Here is a 19262-nt window from a genome sequence, read left to right as displayed (position 1 = left end):
TCGGATTTTCCTATCTATATATCTTCGTCGATTAGAAACGATGTTCGGTAATAGCCAGTTCGCCGCCATTCAACCACTTCGCAGGATTGACCGCAACGGGGCTTGCCGGCAAGCGAAATAGTTAATCCAATGGCCCGATTATTCCCGCCGCGTTGCAACCCGCTAGCGTACGGCGTCAACGATAGCCGGAAAGCTCCCGGCGCATGTCGTCGAGTTGCCGTTCGTGGAAGTACAGGTCCTGGCGGTGGTGATCGTAGTGGCGGTCCAGGTCCCGCAGTTCGCTGCGCAGTCGGTCGCGCTCTTTGTCGGTCAATTTGCTGTCGCGCAAACGGCTTTCCTTGTCGGACAAGTCGCTTTGCAGCTGGTCCAGTTCGTTGCGGTCTTCGTACACCGCATAGGCCGCGGCGTTGTAACGGGCAAATTGGCCGTCGATGGCCGGCGGGCAGACGTGTTGGTAGCCGCGGCCGTTGAGGCCTTCGGTAAATGCGTTGTCCAGCCGGCAATAATCGCGCAGCCCTTGGTCGCGGCCGGCGAAATAAGCTGCTTGGTCGACGACTATGCCGTGTTCGCGGCAGGCGTCGGCGTGGTCGGCCAGCCGAGCGCCGGGCTCGCCGCCGAGACCGTCGCGCATGCCGACGCCGAACCAGTCGCCGCGCAGGCAGTCTTCCCGGCTCAGGCTGGCGCAACCGGAATCAAACAATAAACCAAGTAAAGCCGCCGCCAGGTAAACGCTGCGGCGGAATCGGCGGCGGATCAATTTAAGCGGCAGGTTCATCGCGGTCCAGTGCCGAGTCGCGCAGCGGCTCTTTCATGGTTACGGCAACGCACAATGCCAGTGCGGCGCAGCCGCTGACGTAATAGCCGAACCAATCCGGGTGGCCCTGGCTTTTCAGCCATAAGGCCAGATACTCGGCGCTGCCGCCGAATAGGGCTACGGTCAGCGCATACGGAAAACCGACACCCAGGGCGCGAATGTGGACCGGAAACAATTCGGCTTTGACGATGGCGTTGACCGACGAGTAGCCGGAGGTAATCAGTAACGCGCACAGGTACCAGGCCAATGCGGTTTCGACGCTGCGCGCCTGCGCCAGCAACGACAGTAGCGGCGTGGTGCATAGGCTGGCGCCGATGCCGAAACCGATCAGCAGCGTGCGGCGGCCGACGTAATCGGAAATCAGGCCGAAGATCGGTTGGAGCGCCATGAATCCCAGCAGGCCCAGGCTGCAGATCAGCGTGGCGTCGTCTTTGCTGAAGCCGCTGGTGTTGACCAGGAATTTTTGCATGTAGACGGTAAACGTGTAGTAGGACACGGTGCCGCCGGCCGTCAGGGCGACGACGGTGAAGACCGCGCGCGGGTGGTGCGCCAGTTCCCGCAATGCGGTCCGGCGGCCGGGGTGCTGGCGGGAATTGGCAAAGGCGCTAGTTTCGGCCATGTTGCCGCGCAGCCAGAGTGCGAGCACGGCCAGGGTGCCGCCGACGACGAACGGAATCCGCCAGCCCCAGGCGTGCAGTTGTTCGCTGCTTAACAGGTAGCGTTGCAGCAGCATCAACAATCCCAGGGCCAACAATTGGCCGAGCACGATCGTCACGTATTGAAAGCTGGAATAGTAACCGCGGTGCTTGGCGCCGGCCATTTCGCTGAGGTAGGTGGCCGAGCTGCCGTATTCGCCGCCGATACTGAAGCCTTGCAGCATGCGGGCAAACAGCAGCAGAGCCGGCGCCCAGTTGCCGATTTCGGCGTAAGCCGGCGCGCAGGCGATGATCAACGAGCCCAGGCACATCAGACTCACGGATAACAGCAGCGCGCTCTTGCGGCCTTTGCGGTCGGCCAGACTGCCGAGCAGCCAGCCGCCCAGCGGGCGGAACACGAAACCGACGGCGAATACTGCGGCGTTATTCAGCAATTGCGCGGTTTGGTCGCCTTCCGGAAAGAACAGCGGGGCAAAGTACAGGGCGAAGGCGGCGTAGATGGCCCAGTCGAAATATTCGACCAGATTGCCGGCGGAGCCGCTCAAAATGTAACGCAGGCGCTGCCGGTGCGACAGCGTCGGGTTGGCGGGCTGAAGTGCGGCGAAAGATTCCATTCCTGCGCCTGGTCGGCCTTATTCCGCGGCGGGAGCTGGCTGGGCGGGTTTGGCTGCGGCTTTTTTCGGCTTTCTTTTCTGCGACCGGTACTTCAGCCGTTGCGCCTGGGTGGCGTTGTCTTTGGTGACGCGGCCGGCTTCGTTACCGTTCAGATCGACCCGAATCGCGCCTTCGACCATGCAGGCCCAATAGCGGTTGCCGGTACACCAGGTTTTGATCGCTTCTAACAAGGCTTCCTTGGCGATGCCGAGTTGTTCGGACTGTTCGACCAAGTCGTTGTGGATGCCGATTTTGAGCGGCACTTTCGGATTGGGGCTTTTCGGGAAAATAGCCGGAAAACGTTTTTGCAACTGGCCGATGGTTTGCACGACCGGGTCGACGTCCGCGCTCGGCGCTTGGTGCTGCTTTTTCTGCTCTTGCTTTTTCGCTTTTTCGGCGGCGGCCTGTTGCGCCAGTTGATCCCGCAGCGATGCTAATTGTTCGAAGCCCATACGCAAACCGATAATGTACTGAAAAACGCGCATTGTACAACGATGCGGGCGGCGGTGAAATTTGCCGCGCATTTCATGCGGTTTATTTCGGCATTGATCCGGCTGAATGGCAGCGGTTTGCGGCTTAATTTATTTTTACATTCGGCAGACGGCGATTTACTTTATTTTGGGCATACTTGAGACTATGACTTGGATCTTTTTATGTTACCCGCGCCGGAGTTTCACACCGATGTCCGTTTTTTCGAAGTTTTCTCCAGGATTTCGCCTGGTTTTGGCAACTGCACTCCTGACCATGCTCGGTGCCTGTTCGTCCCGCCCGTCGCTGCCGGATATGGAAGACCAAACGGCAAAACTGGACCAAATGCTCCGCTCCGGCGCCTACCAACCGGCTGGCAGTTTCGAGCTGGATTCGATGCACGATTTGTGGGTGCACGACGGCGTCGAGCTGGATGTGGAAATGCTTGCACCGAAAATACCGGGCCGTTATCCGCTGGTGATTTATCTGCCCAGTATCGGTGAAGACGCAAGGGCCGGTAAGCTGTGGCGGGAAAATTGGGCCAAGGCCGGTTATGCGGTATTCAGCTTACAGCCGGTGGAAATCGCCCAGGCTTTGAAACAATTGGAAGCCGAGCGTAAGTTCGACCTGCCGGATGAGGATGCCTTCGGCCCGGTCGAGGAACTGGACGCAGAAAGTCCGCCGGCGCGGGAACCCGGCGGCGACTCCTGGTTCGGCGAAAAACGGCCGCGGCAATCGCGTTCCGCGCGCAGCAGCGAATTGCATTACGTCGGCCATCAATATTTTGCGCCGGAGCGTTTGAAGAGCCGGCTCGGGCATTTGTATTGGGCTTATCGGCAACTGAAACTCCGGGCCGAGATGCACGTGCCGGTATTTGCCGCGGCGGATTTTTCCAAAGTGGTTTTGGCCGGTTACGATTTGGGCGGGCAGACGGTTTCGGCGGCTTTGGGCGAGGCGTTCGCCGCGGATATGCCTGACCGCGGCGATTTACAACCGCTTGCGGCCATCGTGTTCAGTCCGTCGGTGGATTTGGCCGAAGGCCAAGTGCGCGGCCGGTTTCAAAAGTTATCCTTGCCGATGTTGAGTGTTACCGGTAGCGAAGACAACGATCCGTATGCGATCAGCTCGGCGCCGGTCAGAACCGCTTTGTGGGAATACGCGCCGGCCGGCGGCAAATACTTATTACTGTTGCAGGATGGTGGGCATAAGCTACTGGCGGGGTCGGAACCGGGCGGCCGTTTCGCAGCGGCGGACCGGCGCAGTGACGCGGCGATGGCTGGCGAGCCTCCGATTGGAGGCGGTCGCCGTCGCGGTGGCGCGGGCGGCCCGCCGGGCGCTAGCAGTTCCTGGTTCGGCAGTTCCCGCAGTGAAGAAGTCCGGCGGGAGCAGGGCTATAAACACGTTGCCGCCGTCATCGGCACCACAACCGCGTTTTTGGACATGATCGTTAAAAACGATGCGTTCGCCCAAGCGTGGTTGCAGGAAAAAGCCAATCCCTGGTTAGGGCGCAGCGGTTCGTTAAAGACGCGTTAACCGGCCGCCGCCGGCAAATTACGCCGGCTGCCCAGCGGTGGTTAGCCAGCGCGCCCGCAGTCGGTCGCGGTGGATATACAGCCACTGGATGGCGATGATCGGAATGCCGGATTCGATTTCGCGGCGTTCCAGCATCGCGAACACTTCGTCGAATTTGATAGCGCTGACCCGGATGTCCTCGTCTTCCTCGTCCAGGCCGTGAATGCCGCCGACATGACTGCTGTCGACCCGGCCGCAATACAGCGTGATCCATTCGGAGGCGCCGCCCGGCGTTGTGAAAAATTGTTGAATCTCGATCAATTCCAGAATTTCGCAGCCGGCTTCTTCCCGCGCTTCGCGGTAAGCGACTTCTTCGGCGGTTTCGCCTTCTTCTATGGCACCGGCCACGATCTCCAACAGCCAGGCCCGTTGCGGCTGCAAGATCGCGCCGACCCGGAACTGCTCGATGATGACGACTTCGTCGCGGTCGGGGTCGTACAGCAGCACCGCCACGCAATTGCCGCGGCGGAACAATTCCCGCGTCAGCGGCTGGCTCCAGCCGCCGTTGAACAGCGTGTGCCGCAGCGTATATTGCTCGAGCCGGAAAAAGCCGTGGTAGACGGTGCGGCAATCCAGTATTTCGAAACGTTTGTCGCTCATCGGCCGTAGGTCACCCGGTAAATCACGCCCAGGCTGTCGTCGCTGATCAGCAAGCTGCCGTCCGGCAGTTGCAGCACGTCGTTGGGCCGGCCTAATACCTCGCCCTTCGGCGTCAGCCAGCCGCTGATGAAGGGCTGTTCGTTGTAGGGCTGGCCCTCGCGGAATTTGACGATGTCGACTTGGTAGCCCTGTGGTTGGCTGCGGTTCCACGAGCCGTGTTGCGCCACGATCAGTTGCCGGAAATAGACGTCGGGGAATTGCTTGCCGGTATAGAAGCGCATGCCCAGCGGCGCGATGTGAGCCTTGTAGCGCCAGGCCGGCGCCGCAAATTTGTAGCATTGTTTGCCGGCGCCGAATTCCGGGTCGGCAACATTGCCGCCATGGCAGTAGGGAAAACCGAAGTGTTGGTTGGTCGGGGTCCATTCGTTCAGCTCGTCCGGCGGCAGGTCGTCGCCCAGGTGATCGCGACCGTTGTCGTTGAAAAACAAATGGCCGGTCCGGGTTTCCCAATCAAAACCGACCGTATTGCGGATACCGCGCGCCAATATTTCCAGACCGCTGCCGTCGCGGTTCATCCGCAACAAGGAACCGTAGATCGGTTGCTCCGGATCGCAGACGTTACAAGGCGCACCGACCGCGGTGTACAGTTTGTTATCGGGGCCGACGCGCAAATATTTCCAGCCGTGGTGGCGGTCGGACGGAAATTGGTCGTATACGGTCACCGGTTTCGGCGGATTGGCCAGCCGCATACCGATTTCGTCGAAGCGGATGATGCGTTGGATTTCGGCCACGTACAGCGAGCCGTCTTTGTAAGCGACGCCGTTCGGCAGGTTGAGCTGTTCGGCGATGACGAAGCGCTGGTCGGCTACGCCGTCGCCGTCCTTGTCTTGCACGGCATAGACGTTGCCTTGGCGGGAACCGACGTAGACCACGCCCTTGTCGCCCAATGCCATTTGCCGGGCGTTGGGCAGATTGTCGGCGAAAATCCGGATATTGAACCCCGGCGGCAAGTGCAATTGTTTTAACACCGCCTCGTGTTCCGGGCTGGCGGCCAGAGTCGGCAAGCTGGTAACCATGAGCAATAGCAGGGACTTTATTCTTTTCATTTTTATCTGCCTCTGAGTAAACTTTGAATGATGTTATCACTCTATAACCTTGAATTTAATCTTTTGGCGCCCCAAATCGCCACCACACCATAACAACACAGGAAAGTTACGCCATGATGAGAATATTGCTGTTTTTGGCTACCAACGTGGCCATCATGATTGCGATCAGCATCATTTTTAACGTTTTAGGCTTGAAAGGCGCGCTGGACGCTCAAGGCGTAAATCTGAATATCGAAGGTTTGCTGGCGACTTCCGCCGTGTTCGGTATGACCGGTTCGGTCATTTCGCTGTTCATGTCGAAATGGTCGGCAAAAAGCGCGATGGGCGTGCATGTGATCGAGCAGCCGCAAAACCAGACCGAACAGTGGTTGGTCAGCGTGGTAGCGCGCCAAGCGCAAATGGCGGGTATCGGCATGCCGGAAGTCGGTATTTTCGACGCGCCGGAAGCCAACGCCTTCGCGACCGGAGCCAATCGCGACAACGCTTTGGTCGCGGTCAGTACCGGTTTGCTCAGGAGCATGAATGCCGACGAAGTCGAAGCGGTGGTCGGCCACGAGATCAGCCACGTCGCCAACGGCGATATGGTGACCATGGCCTTGATGCAGGGCGTAGTCAACACCTTCGTCTATTTCTTCGCCACCATCATCGGTTATGTGGTCGACCGGGCGGTGTTCAAAACCGAACGTGGTTACGGCCCGGCGTACTACATCACCCAAATGGTCGCGCAAATTGCGTTGTCGATTTTGGCTTCGATGCTGGTGATGTGGTTCTCGCGTTACCGCGAATTCCGCGCCGATGCTGGTGGTGCTCAATTGGCCGGCCGGCAGAAAATGATCAGTGCCTTGCGCGCTTTGCAGCGTGCGCACGAACCCGCGCAATTGCCCGGCGAGTTGGCGGCATTCGGTATTAACGGCGGCGGCGTGCAACGCTTGTTCATGAGCCACCCGCCTTTGGAAGAGCGGATCGCCGCATTGCAAAACGCGCGTTAAGCGATTTAAGGGCCGGTCCGGTCGTCGCTTCCGGGCCGGCCTTGTGTATGGTCAACCAATTCATCCGCTTTAGACTCAATCTGAGTTACGACCGGTTTCTGGCTGTTTATCAAGGTCACGCCAAAACCATCAGCGTTCTAGCCGATGACGGCCGGCGCATTCAGTTTCCGGCCGGCAATATTCAACGTTATCTCACCAAAAACGGCATTCAGGGCTATTTCGAAATGGAACTGGGGCCGGCTAACAAATTCGTCGCGCTGCGCCGGCTGGACTAGCCCGGCCTCGATTCCGCAGCCGGACTCAAACCTTGGCGGCCTTCGCCCGGTACATGGCTTGGTCGGCCTGTCTGATCAACTCGTCCCAGGATTGTTTGCCGCGGCGGTAAATCGCCGTGCCGATGCTGACATCCAGCGTCAGGTAGCCAATGGCCGAGGCGTAGGGCGCGATCAGGTTTTCGTAGACTTTGTCGATTACCGCGTTTAACTGTTCCGAATTTTCGATGTCGGTCAGCAACACCAAAAACTCATCCCCGCCGTAACGGCAAGCGGTATCGCAATTGCGAATGCAGGTTTGCAGACGGTTGGCGACCTCGGTCAACAGACGGTCGCCGGCCGCGTGGCCTAAGGTGTCGTTGACAGCTTTGAAATCGTCCAGATCGATGAACAGCAACGCGAGTTGCGATTGTTGACGGTTTGTCCGAGCCATCGCTTGCTGCAGCCTGTCTTGCAGCAATGTCCGGTTTGCCAGGCCGGTCAGTGCGTCGTGATGGGCCGCATGTAAGGCCTGGTGGTAATGTTCACCGGCTTCTTGCAATTGTTGGCTGAGTTCGGCTCGGTCGGCATTCAACGCTTCGATTTGCCGTTTCGCGTCGGCCAGTTGGCGTTGGCTCAAGGCCAGGGCTTTCTGCAATTCGGCGATTTCTGCGAAGTTTTGGTTCAGCGGTTCGCATTTGCCGGGAGCTGTGCCGCACGAGGTTGGCTTCAGCCATTGCGAGGCCGCAATATTGTCGGAACAGGAAAATGCTGGAATCGGGTTCAAAAAAAGATTGGGTTCGTTTTTCATGGTCAGCTCTGTCGGTAAAGGGATTGCATTAGCCGTTTTCCGGCGACTTTTTACCGTATCGATCAAGAGCCGTGCCATTGCGGATTTAATCGAATCAAGATGCTGCAATTCATTGAAATGAAATTGTTTTTATTGTAAGGCGTGGCGGGAGCGCTGCTCAGGCAACCCTAGGATCGGCGCAACGGAGACGAAATATCGCCAAGCGCACGATATTTCGTATTTTTAACGCGGTCTAGCGCTTGGCCTTGACGGGTAAGTTAGCGTTGGCGAAACCGGATGTCGCCGAACAGTTCTTTCAATTCTCTTGGTTGGCAGCGCCAATATTGCCGTGGCGCGTCAACCTGTGCGCCGAGTTTCGCCGCGGCATGCCAGGGCCAGCGCGGATCGTACAGAATGCCGCGAGCGATCGCGACCAAGTCGGCCCGGCCTTCGGCAATTATGGCTTCTGCCGCTTCTGCTTCGGTAATCAAACCCACTGCAATCGTCGGCAACCCGCAGCCGGCACGAATCGCTTCTGCCAACGGCACTTGGTAGTTGGGGCCTAACGGGATTTTCTGTTGCGGCGACAGGCCGCCGCTGGAGACGTGAATGAAGGCGCAACCGCGCGCTTTCAATTGGTTGGCAAACACGATGCTTTGCTCGACATCCCAGCCGCCGGCCACCCAATCGGTGGCGGAAATCCTGACTCCGATCGGTATTCGCTCGGAAACCGCGCTACGCATCGCCGCAAATATCGCCAGCGGAAAGCGCATCCGGTTTTCCAGCGAACCGCCAAATTCGTCATCCCTCAGGTTGGCCAGCGGCGACAAAAACTGGTGTAACAGATAGCCGTGTGCGGCGTGGATTTCGATCGCGTCGACGCCGATCTGTTGCGCCCGTTGTGCCGCCGATACGAAAGCCTGTTCGATTTGCACCATGTCGAGCTGGCTCAGTTCTTGAGGTGGCATATCCTCGGGCATGAAAGCCAGCGGAGACGGGGCGACCGGCTGCCAGCCGCCGTCGTTTGCGCCCAACGGATGGCCGCCGTCCCATGGTGGCGCGGTGGAGGCTTTGCGGCCGGCGTGGGCGATTTGAATCGCAATCGGCATCGGCGAATAGTGCCGAATCGAATCCAGGATTTTACCCAAGGCCGCCGCGCAGGCGTCGGACCAAAGGCCGAGGTCGGCCGGCGAGATGCGGCCGCGGGCTTCGACTGCAGTGGCTTCGATGATCAGCAGCCCGGCGCCGGACAGTGCCAGATTGCCGAGATGGATTTGGTGCCAATCGGAGGCTATGCCGTCGACGGCCGAATATTGGCACATGGGGGCGATCACAATCCGGTTGGGTAAGGTAATCGGGCCTAAACAAAACGCTGTGAATAGTTGGCTCATGGCTTACGTCGGGAAAGTCTTGGTCGGTGAGGCGTGAGTCTATGGGCTGGCGGAGGGATTGGCAATATTGCCTGGCAGTACTGCCACACCTGTCATTCCGCTGCCAGTGCTGTCATTCCGGCATATTGAAAAAATTGATTGTGAACGGAGTCAAATAATTGATTCTAAAAATTTTATAGATATTGGCACAAGGCGTGCTTTGTATAGGGTTAAGGAATTCGTTCCGTACTATCCAACGTTATATTACTGATGCAAAGAAGGATGAAAAAAGTGGACAAATATTTGCCTGGATTACGCTTAGTCTTAATCGCCCTATCCCTAACCTTGTTTGCGGAACATGCTGTCTCCGCGACATTAATCGACGACTTTTCCGATTTTCAAGCAGTCGATAACGGTAGCGACGGTCCGGTGGCCATCGTCGGTTCCGACTTGAATGGTATTACCCGCACGCTGACCGCGACCCCGTTTTCGAATGGCGATACCTCCGAGGTGGTGGTTGAAGCGGGTTTGCTGACCGTCAGCAACGGTCCGAGCGGTGGTATTGCCAGCGTTTTCTATAGCTTCGACACGATCGATCTGGCCTCATTGGCGGGTGCATTTACGTTTGCTACCGAATTTATGGATTTGAGCCACCAAGTGCAGTTGATTGCCAATGGCAGCTCGATTTTCGGCTTTACCGATTTGGGGCTGGGCCAGCATGTCATCGCCTTTACCCAGTTTTCCGATCCAGGCGTGTTTTCCAATTTGAATAGCTTAGAACTCAAATTTCAAGGAAGAGACGCTTGGGATGCGCAATTCAAGCTGTTAGCAACTTCTAACAACACGGTACCCGAGCCGCCGGTAGTCGCTCTGTTGGCGATCGGATTGCTGGCGACCAGCTTCAGATCGCCGAAAAAAAGTGTTGCTCTTCAAGCTATGAAGCGCGAATCCATTTCCGTTTAACGTCAGGACTATTCCCCATGTTTATAAAAGCCATGAAATCCAGTTTGTCGGCGTTGTCGCTGCTCTGCACCCTGTTTATCACGCCTTATGCTGATGCCAGCGTTTTGACGATCGATAATTTTAGCCACGCTCAGACGGCGATTGACCGAGGCAATTCGGTCGGTAGTCCGACTACCGTCAATCAATTGACCGGTACCGATTTGACCAATGCCTCGCGTACCTTTATTGCGGTAGCCAGCGGTACGACGTATGCCAATAAGGAAGAAATCGTTTCCGGCGGGAATGTATTGAAAATCGTCAACGGTGGTACTTCGGCCGGCACGGCGTCTATTATTTGGAATTTCGATCCGATCAACTTTAAGGCTTATGGCAACGCGATTTTGTTGGAGATATTGAGCATTGATTTGGGCGTAAAAGTTGAAATGGTCGCGAACGGAACTTCGACTAGCGGTGTGCAAAGTTTCAGCGGTCCAGGCAATTTTTGGCTCGGGTTCGACGCATTCAGCAACCCTGCCGTGTTTTCCAGCGTCAATAGTTTTCGCCTGAACTTTTCCGGCCCGGCGGCTTGGGACGGACAATTCCGGGTGTTGGCGACCACTACTCCGGTGCCCGTGCCTGCGGCATTCGTGTTGATGGGTAGCGTACTGTTGGGCGGACTCGGCATCCGGCGTCGACCCGGCCGCTAATTTCAGTCCCCTAAAAAACCAGGCCCTGGGTTACAGGCCTGGTTTTTTGTTGTCTGCAGAATCACGTCGCTGCCCTTGTAATTTTCAGTACAGGGGATGGAACGCAGGCAATTTAGGTTTGGCATTGGACAAGCCTGTTTTGCGCGGTAATTTCTTCAGTTAGCAAGGCTTTGCCGTGCTATAAAAATAACCGATTGCAGGGGAGAAACTTATGGGACCGTATTACCGCGCAACATCGCAAACCACAGGAGCATTTTTCGACACGTTTTACCAACACCCGATTTTGATGTTGTTGCTGGTCGCCGGTGTGGTTGGCTTAGGTGTCTGGTTTTGGCGAAAATCCGGCAAGCCGTCCGCCTAGCATGGTGTTGCCGGCGGGTGAGTAATGTGCGAACGCTTTATCGCCGGATCGAGGGTTGCTATTTAGACGGTTTCCGTTGGCTGTTGCGCCAAAAGTAAAACAAAGCCAGCGCGGTGGCGAGAGCTAACGCTGACAGCATGAATCTCGGCTCGGCTACCTGCAGAGAACGGTTGTCATCTTTGAATTTAAATTTGGTCAACACCCCTAAAGCCGGGTCGCTGATATCGATAGAGATGGATTTTGCCGGCAGGTTGAGTAGCTGAAGTTCGCTACCGTCGAAAGGTTTGTTGTTACGGGTATCGGTACTGACCATGCCCGGATACAGCGGAGTTTGCGCCAATTGCGCGACACTGAGTTTGCCGGCAATTTCTTGTTCCAGTTCTTTGCTGGTTTTACCGTCGGTTTTGATTCGGATCGGAGTTTGACCGTCGATGGCAATTGAGATTTCACCCTGAGAAGCCGAATGCGATTTTTTGGCGGTGAAGTCGTCCAAATATTCCACGTCGGCGGTATACACCAAATCAATCGCCACCTGCACACCCGCGCTGTTGAAACTTTTATCGGACAAGTCGTACTTAAGTGCTTGATTGGAATAGTCGCGAATCGTGACGTTGGTTACCGAATATCCGGCTTTGTTGGTAATCACCAGTTCTGGCTGTTCCTTGGGTTGGGCCACGGTGACCCCGCGCCAGTTAGGGTCGAGTTGGACCATGCCGTCCTTCATTGCGGTCCACAGCTTTTTGGCTATATAAGCCTCAGGTTTGTCGTGGTCCAATTTTGACGAGTTCAAAAAACTTAAACCGGTGGACCGGTAGGTTTCGCCGTCGTCGATACGCCACTCCACGGTATAGGAGAACAAAGAGTCGCTGGCCCGGCGCGGAAGCCCTGTGTGGATGCGCAGCTGGTCCTGAGCCGCCGCCGTGTTTGCCGCGATGGCGGGTTGGAATTGAACGATGAAAACCGGTAATAGCAGGGCGGGCATGAATTTACGGATCTGTTTGGGCTTCATTTCAATTCCAGGCAATGGCCGTTAAATAATTCAACGTTAGCACAAGCGGCCGGAAAAGACATACTGCACTGTATGTGGGGTAATCCGCGCGGCGCTTCCCCTGAAATTGGTGATGGTCGAGTTAGCCGCGCGATTGCAGGGCTTGCAATTCGACCGGGGTGTTGATGTTGGCAAAAATCTCGGGTGTAGCGCTGAAATCGACTTCCATCAGCGGGTGTTGCCGAAACCAAGTCTGCAATCTACGCTCGCCGCGCAGTAAGTACTCCTGTAAATCGTCGCGTAAATGGGTCTGAATGGCCGCGAACACCGGATGTAAACGCTCGCCGTCGAAAGCTACCGCAATGTCGGCGCTACTGCCGTGTAAGGCCCGCAGCAGCTTTTGCAAATGTTCGGTGCGGACGAAAGGCGAATCGCACGGTGCGGTCAGTAATATGCCCGCCGGTGCGGTTTGCAATGTGGCGAGAATACCGGCCAACGGGCCGTCGAAGTTGGCGCTGGCGTCGCTGATCACCGGGTAGCCGAAGCCGCGGTATAGCTCCTGGTTACGGTTGGCGCTGATCACCAACGTGTCGGTAAGCGGCGCTAACGCCGCCAGCGCATAGCTGACCAAGGGCCGGTTGTCGAACAAAATCAGTCCCTTGTCTTGCTGCTGCATCCGTCGCGCCAAACCGCCGGCCAGCACCACGCCGCTCACTTTGTTTTGCCCGTTCATGATGGTAAGCTTTGCCGATGTTTAACAGAGCCGTCATTTTCGCAAGCTTGCCGCTGATTGCAAGCTGCGCCGGTCCCGCACTGCACACCGAGACGGTGACGTATTACCAGGTCGAGACCAACAAACCTTACGACGAGGTTCTGGCCGAATTGCAGGTGGCGATTGCCGAGCACAACTTTCGGATCACCGGCCATAGCCGGGTCGGCAAGGTGATTCGAGAACGCGGTGCGGAGAATTTTCCCGAATACGACACGCTACAATTTTGCAATTTGACCTTGGCGAAAACGGTACTGGACATCACGCCGCACGCCATCGCTTACATGCCCTGTAATGTCGTCACCTATCAGTTCCAGGGTAAAACCATCGTGCGTACCCATTTGCTGCCGGAAGATACCGACAATCCGGCACTGAACAAATTTGCCGGCGAAATGAACCCGCAATTGAAGCAAATTGTCGATTTTGCCGCCGAACAGTAACTTTTAACTACTATAAACAGCCAGCACCATGAAAAACTTTTTGATCCCGATGCTCAGCGCTTTGGTTTTGCTTAGCGGTTGCGCCGTCACCGAACAGAGCGCAAAACCGGATGCCGAAGCTGCCGCGGCCGAGCCTGCGCCAATGGTCAACGATTACCCGACTCGCGACCGAGTCGATTACGTTTTGGAATGCGTCGCCAAACACGGCGGCTTGACCTACATCAGCCAGTACGCCTGCGGCTGCAAGATCGACAAGATCGCTGAGAAATTGAGTTTTGCCGAATACGAAGCGGCCAGAACCTTCAGCCAGATGCAGAAAACCGCCGGAGAAGCCGGCGCCGCGTTCCGCGACCCTAAGCAATCCAAGGATTTACGCACCCGCTTGAAGGAAGCCGAAGCCGAAGCCGAGAAAGCCTGTTTCGTCAAATAAACGGCTCCGTCACTCCAGGGCTTTAGCGTCGCTAAAGCCCTTTTGATTTGCAAATTTTTTCTTGCCTTTTTCGGCATGTCGGGCCTGTCGATCATGTTCAATACCTCCGCGATCCAATATCCTAAATTCAAATTGGCGATTCTGGCATTGCTGGCGCTGAATGCCGTCATCTACGGTTTTACTGATACGTTGACCAGTTTTACCGACGCCTTGGTCTGGCTGGTGTTACTGGTGATTTACGAACTGGAAGCCAATAAGGTCGAGTTGCCGCTGGGGGAAACAGCCATGCGCCGTTTACGCAGCGGTTTGATCGCGGTGATCGGTTTGGTTTTCGGTAGTTATTGGCGCGACAACGAATGGCTGGATATCGCCAACTCCGCACTTTGGTTTGGATTGATTGCGATCTTGGAAACCGAAGTCCGTTGGCCGGAGTATGTGCGTCGCCGAGAGCGGCTGTTTTGGCTGGCGACGATTGTGACTTTTGCCGGTCTGCTGGCGATGGCCGGGATCTGGTTGGCGCGCGGCGCCTGGTTGGACGGCTACGATGCGTTGTTATGGATTGTCGCGTTCGGTTTCATCGAAGTCGATATTTTTTATCTGTTAAAACCCAAGCACGCGGTATAGCCCGGCATGGTCACGCGCTTGGGTGTATTTGCCTTCCTATTGGCGCCGTTGCTACTGAAAGGCCTGTTCGTCGATCATTTTATCTACGAATACACCGGCACCCGTTTCCTGGGATGGGCCCGGGTGTTGGCTAACGACGCGGTGGTCTATGCGGTATTGCTGTTGCTGCTGTACCTGTCGTGTTGGCCAGGTATTTGGCGTGTGGTTTCGGCACTGTTGCGCCTGCTGGCATTAGTCCTGTTTGCGATTTACTGGATCGATTATTTGGTCATCGCCAATTTCGACACCCATCTGGCACTCGGCGATGCGATCAAATACGCCGGCTATTCGCATAAGTACATTCAGCAAATTTACGGATTACCGGATTGGGCCTTATGGGGAATCTTGCTGATACTGTTGGCTGCGATTGCCGCGTTGGTCTCGGTACCGTACCGCCTTCCCGCCGAACGCAACCGCAAACTGCCGTTGTTTGCTATCGCCGGGCTGCCGTTAATTTCCGGTTTCACCGATAACGACGTTTACGCCCACGCCTGGATTTATAAAAACGTTTTCGATTACAACCTGACCATACGTTCCGAGGCTGAGCCTTACAGCGCCGAGTTTATCCGCGGCTTTCGCTACGACGAAGCGCAAACTTGCCACGCCGAGCCGGCGCAAACCAAAAACATCGTGATACTGATGGTGGAATCGCTGTCCGCCTACCAAAGCCGTTACTTTTCCGGGATTCGCGATTGGACGCCGCAACTCGATGCGATTGCGGCAAACCATCTGGCGTTTCGTAACTTCTATGCAAACGGGTTCATCACCGAAGACGGCGAAATCGCTTTGCTGACCGGCTTGCCGCCGATCTATTCGCCGTCCAGCTATTCCGACGGCGGTAGCGCGTCTTTTGCCGGGTTTTACGCTGTCGAACAATCGTTGCCGCATCGGCTAAAAGCGCGCGGCTACCGCAGCGAATTTCTGACCAGCGCCGATCTCGAATTCGGCAATACCGGAGTCTGGGCCAACAGCATCGGCTTCGATTACGTCGAGGGCCACGACCATCCCGATTATGCGGGTTGGGAACGGTTTCATTTTCGCGCCGCGCCGGACGAAGCTCTTTACCTGCGGGCGCTGGATAGAATCGCCAAGGCTGGACCACAACCGCTGTTGTTGTTCATCAAAACCGTCAGCACCCATCATCCTTATCTCGATCCGGAAACCAAACAAAAATCGGAAGAGGCCGCGTTTCGTTATGCCGACAAACAATTGGGCCATTTTTACCGGCAATTGCAGGACGCCGGATTTTTTCGCAACGGCATACTGCTTATCGTCGGCGACCACCATTCGATGACGCCATTGAAGCAGGAAGAAGCCGCGCACTTCGGCCATTACAAAGCCTCGGCCAAAGTGCCGCTGCTGGTGGTGTCCGCTAGCGGGCACGCAGACGAGGACCGGCAATTTCAACAGAGCGATGTGTTCAATACCTTGCAAGGCATGGTCGAAGGCAGCCAATGCAGTAGTGCTTGGCAAGGCGTGTTGTGGGGCGAGCATGCCGCGCCGCCGCGCTTTATCGCCCACCGCCGCGGCGACAATCGCGATAAGGTCAGCGTATTCAGCGACGACGGCGACTATCTGGTGAAACTGGACGGCGATACTACCCGACTTGGTAACGCAGCGGCGGAGCCGGCGTTGAGCCGCATGCTGGTCGACAAGATCAATGCCTTGCGCATCGCCCGGCTCAGTTGGCTGGCAAAATCCGCCGAAACGTCAAATTGATCCGTGCTTGTTTGATTTGCCGGGTTTTCGGCAGTTCGTGGCGCCAATGGTGTTGCAGCGCGCCGGCCATCACCAGCAAATCGCCGTGGGCCAATTCGATATCCAGCCGCTGTTTGCTGCGGTTGTGACGCAGGCGGAACAGACGGCTGTCGCCGAGGCTGAGCGATGCGATCAACGGATTGGCGCCCAGTTCCGGCTCGTTATCGGCGTGGCAGCCCATCGAATCGCGGCCGTCGCGGTATAAATTGGCCAGCACGCTATTGAAGCGATTCCGGCAAACCGATTCCAGGTCGGCTTTTATCGCCAATAAAGCTCCGCTCCAAGGCAGCGGAGCGTGGTCGACGCCGGAATAGCGGTAATGGGCGTCCGGATCGCCGTACCAAGCCATCAGCCGCGGCACTGTCAGCAAGCGGCCGAAGATTTGGATTTGCTCGGTTTGCCATGCCAGGCCGTGCAGCAGGTCTTGAAAATAACGGTCGGCGGTATTGCTCGGGTAAAACCCGTGCAGCAAATACAGTTCGCCGTCGCACGGCGCCAGATTTTCGGTGTTGGCCGGCATTGCGGCGGCGCTGTCGCTAACCATGCACCCGCCGAATCAGGCTTAGTTGACCAGTAAAATAATCAATTGCGCGGCTATGATGCGCAAAATCATCACCAGCGGATACACCGTCGCATAAGCCATCGACACCGCCGCCGACGGACTCAGATTGTTGGCGAAGGCCAGCGCCGGCGGATCGGTCATGCTGCCGGCCAACAGACCGCACAGCGACAGGAAATTCAATTTATAGAAGATGCGGCCAACCGCAGCAACGGCCAATAGCGGCAGCAAGGTAATCAGTGCGGCGCAGGCCATCCAGTAAAAACCGTCGCCCTTGACCAGGGTTTCGACGAATTGGTCGCCGGAATGCAGCCCGACGCAGGCCAAAAACAGCACGATGCCAATATCCTTCAAGATGATGTTGGAGCTTTTCGGCAGATGCCAGGTCATCGCGCCCCAATTGCCTATCCGGCTGAGCATGATCGCCACCAGCAAAGGCCCGCCGGCCATGCCCAATTTGACCGCGGACGGGATGCCGGGCAGATATAGCGGAAAGCTGCCCAACAACACCCCCAGCGAGATGCCGATAAAGATCGGCATGATTTGCGGATGGTCCAGTTCCTCCAGCGAATTGCCCAGCGCTTTTTCGATGCAGGTCAGCGCATCCTGACTGCCGACCACGTGCAACTCGTCACCGAATTGCACATGCACGTGGCTGGTCGGCGAAAATTCGACGTCCGGCCGGTGAATCCGCGAGATCGTGACGCCGTAAAGCAGGCAGAGGTTGCCGATGGTTTCATTGATCGCCGCCTTGTTGGTGACCACCAAACGTTTGCTGTGCAGATTGGTGGCAATTTGTTTCAGATCGATATCCGATTCCGGGCCGATCAGGATTTTCAATTGTTCCAGCGGTTCGCGCTCGCCGACCAGTCGAATCGTGTCGCCCAGAGCCAGGCGGCTGTCCTGGCCGGCGACGTCGACTTGGCCGTTATGCAGAATTCGGGTCATGACCACGTTCATGCCTTCGAAAAACGGAATCTGACTCAGCATCAGGCCGTTCAGGTTGGGGTTCTCGACTTTCAAATCCTTCCAGATCGGCACGTGCGCTTGCTGCTGCTGGTTGTCGTCGAACAGCTTGGCTTCGTGGGCGATATCGATCTTGAACAGGCGCTTGTTCAACAACATCGCCAGAATGATTCCGGCTATGCCGAACGGATAGGCCACGGCGTAACCCAAGCCCGGCATTTTCAGGGTCTCCGGGCCGATATTGGGTAAAGTGTCCAACACTTGCTGAGCCGCAGCCAGCGATGGCGTGTTGGTCGTCGCCCCGGAAAACAGGCCCACCGCGACCGGCATCGGAATGTCGCCGACGATGCTGATCAGTACCGCTATCAACGCTCCCAGCAAAACCACGGCGGCGGCCAGCCCGTTCAAGCGCAGGCCGTAACGAAAGAAAGCGCTGACGAAGCTGGGACCGACCTGCAAGCCGATGGCGTAAACGAACAATACCAAGCCGAACTCGCGCAGGAAGTGCATGACTTCCGGATTAATGCTGAGATGAAAATGGCCGAAGATCAGGCCGGAGAACAACACGCCGGCGATGCCGAGCTGGATGCCGGCCAGCGACAAGCGGCCCAGCACCAGGCCGCTGGCGACTACCAGACTGATGATGAGTAGCGTGTGGGGTACGGAATCTTGATTGAAAAGCGATAGCAACCAGGACATGGCCTATTCCTTAGGGATGGGATTTACGGGATTTTAGGTTTGCTTACTCAAAACGGCCTGACTATGATGAGTCTTCCCCGCCGGTGCGAAAGCGCTGACCGGATTGTACAACAAGCCAACCAAGGGTGATCGGGATGAACGATAACTACTACAACATCAAATTATTCGTCATGCTGGGGTTGTTTGCCGCCGGAGCGAATGCGGCGGATATCAATGCCGGCAAAGCCAAGGCGGCGGTTTGCCAGGGCTGCCACGGCAGCGCCGGCGTCAGTAGCAGCCCGCTGTGGCCGAGTTTGGCCGGGCAAGGTGCAATCTACATCGAAAGCCAGTTGAACAAATTCAAGTCCGGCCAGCGTGAAAACGAGGTGATGAAACCGATTGCGGCCGGCTTATCGGAAGCCGACATGCAGAATCTGGCGGCTTACTACGCCAGCTTGTCGGGCAAATCGGCGGGCGGCGGGGTTGATGCCACCTTGATCGCTCAGGGTAAGGAAAAAGCCGGCATGTGTCTGGGTTGCCACGGCAATAATGCGCAGGGAACCGGAATGGTGCCCAAACTCGCCGGCCAGCAGCCGCAATATCTGGCCAAGCAACTGGCCGATTTCAAGAAAGGTGCGCGCAAGGCTTCGCAAATGAATGCGATGGCGCAATCGTTGAGCGACGACGATATCAAGGCTTTGGCCGCTTATTTAGGATCGTTGTAGCGGCGA

At 56.7% G+C, this 19262-nt stretch carries 22 protein-coding genes; 11 read left to right on the top strand and 11 right to left on the bottom strand.

The window, feature by feature from the left end; all coding sequences use genetic code 11:
* Positions 1-175 precede the first annotated feature (175 nt).
* The 3 genes from ACH518_RS20350 to ACH518_RS20340 are packed head-to-tail and all read right to left on the bottom strand — an operon-like array spanning position 176 to position 2609.
* Positions 176-775, bottom strand: coding sequence for a DUF2799 domain-containing protein (locus ACH518_RS20350; protein ID WP_445371421.1), 600 nt, complete (start codon positions 773-775; stop codon positions 176-178).
* Entirely contained in the window at positions 759-2084 is a 1326-nt protein-coding gene (locus tag ACH518_RS20345; RefSeq protein WP_445371420.1) for an MFS transporter, read from the bottom strand. The genes ACH518_RS20350 and ACH518_RS20345 overlap by 17 nt, the downstream gene beginning before the upstream one ends.
* 18 nt (positions 2085-2102) lie before the next feature.
* On the bottom strand, positions 2103-2609 hold the full coding sequence (locus tag ACH518_RS20340) for a ProQ/FinO family protein (protein ID WP_260839245.1): 507 nt from the start codon (positions 2607-2609) through the stop codon (positions 2103-2105).
* Positions 2610-2805: 196 nt separating this feature from the next.
* Between ACH518_RS20340 and ACH518_RS20335 the strand changes: the two genes are divergently transcribed.
* The gene (locus tag ACH518_RS20335; protein ID WP_445371419.1) at positions 2806-4125 is read left to right on the top strand and encodes a hypothetical protein; all 1320 of its coding nucleotides are present in this window, start codon (positions 2806-2808) and stop codon (positions 4123-4125) included.
* Between the two features lie 18 nt (positions 4126-4143).
* Here the strand turns inward: ACH518_RS20335 and ACH518_RS20330 are convergent, their stop codons facing one another.
* Both ACH518_RS20330 and ACH518_RS20325 read right to left on the bottom strand, forming a co-directional pair.
* Complete coding sequence (locus ACH518_RS20330; RefSeq protein ID WP_445371418.1) at positions 4144-4764, bottom strand: NUDIX domain-containing protein; 621 nt, start codon at positions 4762-4764, stop codon at positions 4144-4146.
* Positions 4761-5870, bottom strand: coding sequence for a PQQ-dependent sugar dehydrogenase (locus ACH518_RS20325; RefSeq protein ID WP_445371417.1), 1110 nt, complete (start codon positions 5868-5870; stop codon positions 4761-4763). The genes ACH518_RS20330 and ACH518_RS20325 overlap by 4 nt, the downstream gene beginning before the upstream one ends.
* A 113-nt stretch (positions 5871-5983) precedes the next feature.
* Between ACH518_RS20325 and htpX the strand changes: the two genes are divergently transcribed.
* Positions 5984-6859: a protease HtpX gene (gene htpX / locus ACH518_RS20320; protein WP_186289519.1), complete on the top strand. Its 876-nt coding sequence runs from the start codon at positions 5984-5986 to the stop codon at positions 6857-6859.
* A gap of 47 nt (positions 6860-6906) precedes the next feature.
* Positions 6907-7134 carry a DUF2835 domain-containing protein gene (locus ACH518_RS20315; RefSeq protein WP_445371416.1) on the top strand — a complete coding sequence of 76 codons (228 nt, stop codon included), beginning with the start codon at positions 6907-6909 and terminating at the stop codon, positions 7132-7134.
* A 25-nt stretch (positions 7135-7159) separates the two neighbouring features.
* Here the strand turns inward: ACH518_RS20315 and ACH518_RS20310 are convergent, their stop codons facing one another.
* Positions 7160-7921, bottom strand: coding sequence for a diguanylate cyclase domain-containing protein (locus ACH518_RS20310; protein ID WP_445371415.1), 762 nt, complete (start codon positions 7919-7921; stop codon positions 7160-7162).
* A 257-nt stretch (positions 7922-8178) separates the two neighbouring features.
* Positions 8179-9291 carry an NADH:flavin oxidoreductase/NADH oxidase gene (locus tag ACH518_RS20305; protein ID WP_445371414.1) on the bottom strand — a complete coding sequence of 371 codons (1113 nt, stop codon included), beginning with the start codon at positions 9289-9291 and terminating at the stop codon, positions 8179-8181.
* Positions 9292-9552: 261 nt separating this feature from the next.
* Between ACH518_RS20305 and ACH518_RS20300 the strand changes: the two genes are divergently transcribed.
* The 3 genes from ACH518_RS20300 (at position 9553) to ACH518_RS20290 (ending at position 11280) form a co-directional block, all read left to right on the top strand.
* Positions 9553-10233, top strand: a complete 681-nt coding sequence (locus tag ACH518_RS20300; RefSeq protein WP_445371413.1) for a hypothetical protein — start codon at positions 9553-9555, stop codon at positions 10231-10233.
* A gap of 17 nt (positions 10234-10250) precedes the next feature.
* Positions 10251-10919: a hypothetical protein gene (locus ACH518_RS20295; RefSeq protein WP_445371412.1), complete on the top strand. Its 669-nt coding sequence runs from the start codon at positions 10251-10253 to the stop codon at positions 10917-10919.
* Between the two features lie 211 nt (positions 10920-11130).
* Positions 11131-11280, top strand: coding sequence for a hypothetical protein (locus tag ACH518_RS20290; RefSeq protein WP_445371411.1), 150 nt, complete (start codon positions 11131-11133; stop codon positions 11278-11280).
* A gap of 58 nt (positions 11281-11338) precedes the next feature.
* Here the strand turns inward: ACH518_RS20290 and ACH518_RS20285 are convergent, their stop codons facing one another.
* Both ACH518_RS20285 and mobA read right to left on the bottom strand, forming a co-directional pair.
* On the bottom strand, positions 11339-12289 hold the full coding sequence (locus ACH518_RS20285; RefSeq protein ID WP_445371410.1) for a hypothetical protein: 951 nt from the start codon (positions 12287-12289) through the stop codon (positions 11339-11341).
* 121 nt (positions 12290-12410) lie between these two features.
* On the bottom strand, positions 12411-13001 hold the full coding sequence (gene mobA, locus ACH518_RS20280) for a molybdenum cofactor guanylyltransferase MobA (protein WP_445371409.1): 591 nt from the start codon (positions 12999-13001) through the stop codon (positions 12411-12413).
* A gap of 17 nt (positions 13002-13018) precedes the next feature.
* On the opposite strand from mobA, the gene ACH518_RS20275 reads away from it, so the two are divergent.
* From ACH518_RS20275 to ACH518_RS20260, 4 genes are all read left to right on the top strand, one after another.
* Positions 13019-13477 (top strand): DUF302 domain-containing protein, encoded by a 459-nt coding sequence (locus tag ACH518_RS20275; RefSeq protein ID WP_445371408.1) that lies wholly within the window; start codon positions 13019-13021, stop codon positions 13475-13477.
* Between the two features lie 28 nt (positions 13478-13505).
* Positions 13506-13907, top strand: coding sequence for a hypothetical protein (locus ACH518_RS20270; protein WP_140911775.1), 402 nt, complete (start codon positions 13506-13508; stop codon positions 13905-13907).
* Between the two features lie 93 nt (positions 13908-14000).
* Entirely contained in the window at positions 14001-14531 is a 531-nt protein-coding gene (locus ACH518_RS20265) for a hypothetical protein (RefSeq protein ID WP_445371407.1), read from the top strand.
* 6 nt (positions 14532-14537) lie between these two features.
* On the top strand, positions 14538-16289 hold the full coding sequence (locus ACH518_RS20260; protein WP_445371406.1) for an LTA synthase family protein: 1752 nt from the start codon (positions 14538-14540) through the stop codon (positions 16287-16289).
* On the opposite strand, the gene ACH518_RS20255 is transcribed toward ACH518_RS20260, so the two are convergent.
* Entirely contained in the window at positions 16252-16872 is a 621-nt protein-coding gene (locus ACH518_RS20255; protein ID WP_445371405.1) for an alpha-ketoglutarate-dependent dioxygenase AlkB family protein, read from the bottom strand. The genes ACH518_RS20260 and ACH518_RS20255 overlap by 38 nt on opposite strands.
* A gap of 18 nt (positions 16873-16890) precedes the next feature.
* Positions 16891-18552 carry a putative transporter gene (locus tag ACH518_RS20250; protein WP_445371404.1) on the bottom strand — a complete coding sequence of 554 codons (1662 nt, stop codon included), beginning with the start codon at positions 18550-18552 and terminating at the stop codon, positions 16891-16893.
* 134 nt (positions 18553-18686) lie between these two features.
* On the opposite strand from ACH518_RS20250, the gene ACH518_RS20245 reads away from it, so the two are divergent.
* Positions 18687-19256 (top strand): c-type cytochrome, encoded by a 570-nt coding sequence (locus ACH518_RS20245; protein ID WP_445371403.1) that lies wholly within the window; start codon positions 18687-18689, stop codon positions 19254-19256.
* Positions 19257-19262 lie beyond the last annotated feature (6 nt).

The organism is Methylomonas sp. HW2-6 (assembly GCF_052474525.1).
The sequence above is the reverse complement of the archived record's forward strand: the minus strand, read 5'-3'. Positions and strand labels throughout refer to the sequence as shown.